General features: G+C 36.0%; 5 protein-coding genes and 1 pseudogene. All 6 read left to right on the top strand.

The genetic code is table 11. The annotated features are described in order from the left end of the window. A pseudogene (locus M899_RS18530) lies at window positions 1-1,325 on the top strand (hypothetical protein); the annotation flags it as partial. Between the two features lie 44 nt (window positions 1,326-1,369). After that, on the top strand, window positions 1,370-2,113 hold the full coding sequence (locus M899_RS05980) for a substrate-binding periplasmic protein (RefSeq protein WP_021270523.1): 744 nt from the start codon (window positions 1,370-1,372) through the stop codon (window positions 2,111-2,113). A 162-nt stretch (window positions 2,114-2,275) separates the two neighbouring features. After that, window positions 2,276-2,767, top strand: a complete 492-nt coding sequence (locus M899_RS05975; RefSeq protein WP_021270527.1) for a MarR family winged helix-turn-helix transcriptional regulator — start codon at window positions 2,276-2,278, stop codon at window positions 2,765-2,767. 23 nt (window positions 2,768-2,790) lie between these two features. After that, window positions 2,791-4,074, top strand: a complete 1,284-nt coding sequence (locus M899_RS05970; protein WP_021270524.1) for a TolC family protein — start codon at window positions 2,791-2,793, stop codon at window positions 4,072-4,074. Beyond that, a complete protein-coding gene (locus M899_RS05965) occupies window positions 4,074-4,733 on the top strand; it encodes a secretion protein HlyD (RefSeq protein ID WP_021270526.1) in 660 nt (219 codons plus the stop codon). The genes M899_RS05970 and M899_RS05965 overlap by 1 nt, the downstream gene beginning before the upstream one ends. Before the next feature lie 9 nt (window positions 4,734-4,742). Next, the coding region (locus M899_RS05960) for an efflux RND transporter permease subunit (RefSeq protein WP_021270522.1) at window positions 4,743-5,189 on the top strand (447 nt) is incomplete at its 3' end.

Below are 5,189 nucleotides of genomic sequence, written 5' to 3'. Positions count from 1 at the left end.
CAGGAGCGACTGTTCCAAATCATCGAGATACTTGTACCGATTCAGCTCAAAGAACTACTAATGACGGTAACCACTACGTATGGTCAATTCATCAGGCGAGATTAACAGGGGTTAATAAACTCAATATAGGTACAAACTCTTATGATGCTACTTTCTTAGGAAATGGCGTTCATGGAACGTGTGCCGATGGAACGGCAGCGACGAGCTGTCCTGTGCGTATTACAGATTTTTTCGTGGCCGTTGATGGTACATTCTTCTTTGTTGATTCAGATATGATCAGAGTTATTGATAACTCTGGCAACGTTCAGACACTTTATGGACAATCAAAATCATTTGGAGATGGTGGGCTAGGTCAAGATGCGAGATTTGGTATTATCAATTTTATTGACCATGGTGCTGGTGACAATGTTGTGATGATTGATAACGCCGAAAGAATTATGAGAGAAATAAGACCGAATGAAGTAACAAATCAAGTTATAAGAGTTGCTGGAAATGGTGTTCTTGTTAATGGAAGCTTTAGTACGGCAACTGATCCAAGATATCAAATGCTTGATAGTGCTTCATGGGGACAGACTTTCTCATTTGCAACAAATCCTAGTAATGGTGATATTTATTTCGCCTGTACATGGCATAATGTTTGTCGCCTCAATAGAATATCCAATCGCTGGGAAATTATGATGGGTCAAGATGGTGGCTCGAGTTGGCTTTCTCAGTCTACAGATAATGGTACAACAATGGATATGGGTAATTATCCCGCTTCTATTAATGGATATTTTGGTGGCAACATTCTAACGGGACACTACAGTTGGTCAGGCACAAAAGATAATAATCAATCTTTCAGATTAACGAATGTTTCAAATTCATTAAGTACCTATGTTGCAGGGAAGGCCGAAGAAGGAAGTGCGACAGGTTGCCCTTCAGGGGCAGGAACAAACTGTAACCTCGGTAGCTCAAGACAATATTGGTCGGCAATCACATGGGACTCAACAGCTTCAAAAATTTTATTTGAATTTGATCGTGATCGCGGCTCTTACATGTTCCGTCACCTCTCAGGAAATAGTATTACAAATGCGTTTACTTACCCCGAATATTTCCTTTCGATTGTTAAAGTTGGAAGTATTATCTATGGCTGCACAGAAAACAATGAACTTAAGAAATGGGATACATCCACAAGTTCAGTAACACTTCTTCCAATTCCAGGAACTGCGAAGTGTCATGGGAATAGAATACTTTACAAAAATGCTTCGGGAGATAAACCAAATAGACTTGTCTTTCCATTTAATCAAAATGGACTACAAGGGATTGCTGAATATTTCCTTAATTAGCTCCCCCCCTGTTCATAGAAGTTAATGACGTTTATAATATTGTCATGAGAAAAATCGCTGCCCTTCTACTTACTCTTATGAGTATTTCATGTTTATCTAAAGAAGTTCTAAGACTTGGAGTTAGCCTTAGTAACCCTCCCTATTGTATTGCTGAATCTAATAGCGGTTTTGAAGTCGATTTAATTAAAGAGGTTTTCAAAGAAAGTGAATATGACGTCGTCTTTGTATTTGCTACAAATGCACGTTTGTTTGTTCAATTTATGGATGGTGAAATTAACGGAATCTTAAATGCAAATATAGATTACTTTCAAAAAGAATATAAGAAACCACTCTTTGAAACCGAAAGCATCGTCACTTTTCAAAATTATGGAATTAGCCTTAAAAAGAATAGTCTTAAAATTCAAGACATAGACGATCTTAGAAATTTGCGTGTGAACGCTTTTCAAAATGCGACTAATTATCTCGGCCCAAAATTTAAAAAGATGGCCACGCAAAATAAGCGCTACAATGAAATTCCTCAACAAAGAAACCAACCAGAATACTTATTAAGAGACAGGGCAGATATCATTATTTCTGAAAAACACATTTTCACATACTATCTTAAAAAGTTTCAACCTAAGACAAATCGTGACGAATTGTTCACTTTCCACCCTCTTTTTCCAGCAGAGCCCAAGGCCATCATTTTCAAATCTCGCAAGCACAAAGACGATTTTAATAGGTATTTCGCTCAAATGAAGGCCAACGGTCAGGTTGAAAAACTACGCACGATCTATGGGCTTGAGTACTAAAATTGCCATACTTAGAGACTTTTTAGTCAACAAAGATAAAAATAAACATCCTAAACTATCAATATTACTTACTTTACAAAATTTTGACCTAATTTAAATTGCTTCATCTTTGTTAACATGTTAACCATATAGTTAACATATTAACTAATGAGGTTAGAAATTATGGACGTACAAGTAAGAAACAAATTCAAAGCGGATTTACAGGCCATCCCTGATCTTCAACTTTTTGGAATGATCCTTCGTTGTGGTGACCTATTTGATAAACTAGTTATTAAAAACTTAAAAGAATATGGAATCTCAAAAACACATTGGGATGTTCTCGTTAAGGTCTATTTTGATACCGAAGATCAAAAAATTAAATTATCAGAATTAGGAAGACGTATGATGGTGTCAAAGGCCAATATAACAGGCCTTGCAAATCGTATGGAAGATAATGGGCTAATTAAAAAAATTAGTGAATCAGATGATGCCAGAGTCAAAGAAATCACTATTACTGACAAGGGTTTTTGCCTTCTTGAGAAAGTCCTTCCGAATTACAAAGATTTAATTTTATCGTTTTTCAATGACATTGATGCCAAAGAAAGGGAAAGGCTTCTTGTCATTCTAACAAGCCTACACACGACACTTGATAACAAATTAACTGAACTAAACTAACTGAATAGAAAAAAGAGGGACTAATGAAACCAACAACATTGGTAATGCTTTTGAGCTTACCAGGTCTTGCCTACGGTCAAAGAGTCGAATTAAACCTAGACAAGGCCATTGAGCTAGCACTTAAAAATAATGAAGGTGTTGCCATCTCTGGAGCAACTCTTGAAAAAGCGGAAACACAAATTTCAAAAGCACGATCGGGATTGTTTCCAACTCTTAAATTTGAATACAATGTTGTCAGAACTAGAACAACGCCAGTTTTTCAAAACACTCAAGACGCTTGGTATAGAGGACCTTCTATTACAGCGACACAACCTGTGTACACTTTTGGAAGATTGAGTTCAGCTATTGATTTAGCAAAATCTCAAAAAAGTCTTTATGAAAATGATTTCATTGCGACGAAGGCCAATATTGAAAAGATTGCAAAGACTTTCTACTACTCGGCCCTTTTTAATCAAGAGCTTCTAGAAATTACTCAAAGCTCTTATGACAACGCCTCAAAAAACAATCAGGCACTTAAAAAGCGCGTTTCTTACGGACGTATCAGCCGTAATGAAAATTTAAAAATGCAAGCAGACCTTGCCAGTAGAAAGCCTCGCTATATTGAAGCTCAAAAGGTTTATGAAACTGCAAAAATTGATCTAGCAAACTTTCTTGGATTAGATCCAAAAACTGAAATAGTGTTTAGTGACAAATTAGTAGCAAAAACAAGAAAAGTGAAAAGTTCAAACAATGAAAACTTTGAAAACCTGGCCCAAGTTAGAGTTCTTTCAGATTCGATTGCCATGAGTAAATCATTAGAGAGCATTGCAAAGTCTGATCACTTACCGACTCTTGCTCTTTTTGGTTCCTACTCTCCAACAACTTATTATGATGATTTTTTCTCAAATGAGATCCGTGATCAAAAGAGCTATACATTTGGTCTAAAGCTAACATTTGATCTACCTCTAGGTGGAGAAAAATTTGATGAAGTGGCAATCAAAAAAGTCGAAACGAGAATTGCAGAACTTCGTTATCAAGCAGGAAAACGACAAATTGAATCTAGAGTTATCACAATCACAAAAGAATACGAAAAGCTTTTAGAAAAACTCGATGCCAGTAAAACAGCAGTTTCACTAGCTCAAGATTCATATAAAGTTGCGCTAAGTTCTTTTTCAACAGGCTCAATCTCTCAAACTCAGTTAAATGATAGTGAACTTCTCCTTACTAGTAATAAAATTGAATACGCACAAAATATTCTACAACTTCACCTTCTTTCAGCAGAACTTGATGAACTTCTTACTGAAGGGACAAATGGAGGGATCAAATAATGAAACGTATAATTATAATCATTGCCCTACTTGTTCTCTATGCTGGGTCATTAAAATGGAAAGATGGAGTCATTCAAAAGAACAGGGCCGTAGAAACTCCAACAATACCAGCAATCAGAAGTGTTGAAGGAACACCTGTTTACGCTCAAAAAGCTAGTGAGAAGAACTTCTACAAGACTCTACTTGCTTCTGGTTTTATGACAAAAAATGGACAACTTAAAACTCAAGTATCTCCAGACTTAAAAGATAAGCTCGCCATTGGTCTAGAAGTTTTCATTGAAAATGAAGGCAATAAGATTAAAGGAACTATTACATCTCTTTCTTCTAAGACAAATGTCTACTCAGGGCTTTATGAGCTGGAGGCGACATTTAGAAACTTTCCTGTTGAGTGGATTGGTAAATTGAAAGTAATGAGAATTCCTTATGACAAAATCTCGGGAAAAATTGTACTTCCAAAATCAGCGATTTCACTAAGAGACGGTAAATCGAAAGTCTATAAGATTATCGAGAACAAGGTCCATATCACTGAGGTTCAGCTCTTAGATTCCAATACAGATAACTATGTTATCAATGCAGGAGTTGCTGATGGAGAAGAAGTTATTACAAGTGATCAAAGATATTTACTAGAAAACGAAAAAGTTAAAGTTATAAATAATTAGGAGCATCCCATGATAGATGTATTTATTAAACGTCCGGCGATGACATTTATCTTCATTCTCATCTTTATGGTTATGGGGATTGTGTCTATTGGAAAGCTCATTATTGAGCCTACACCGAAAATTGATTTTCCAATTGTAACAGTTCAAACGATTTATGCGGGGGCTTCTCCGAATGAGATTGAAACACAGATTCTTAAAAAGATAGAAGATGCTATTGCCGAAGTATCTCAAATTAAAAGTATTAAATCAGATGCCAGAGAAAGTGTTGGTGTCGTAGTTATTGAGTTTTTGATTGAAGCAGATGTAAACATTAAATCTATTGAAATCAAAGATAAGGTTGAGGCCATATTAAATGATTTTCCAAGTGGGGCCGACAGACCAATTATTGCAAAGTTTGACCCACTTCTAAGACCTATTTCAACACTAGTTTTGAAAAGTGAAAAACATGATGCGACT

Source organism: Bacteriovorax sp. BSW11_IV (assembly GCF_000447755.1).
Taxonomy (GTDB): domain Bacteria; phylum Bdellovibrionota; class Bacteriovoracia; order Bacteriovoracales; family Bacteriovoracaceae; genus BSW11-IV.
This window is presented reverse-complemented; position numbering and strand designations above follow the sequence as displayed.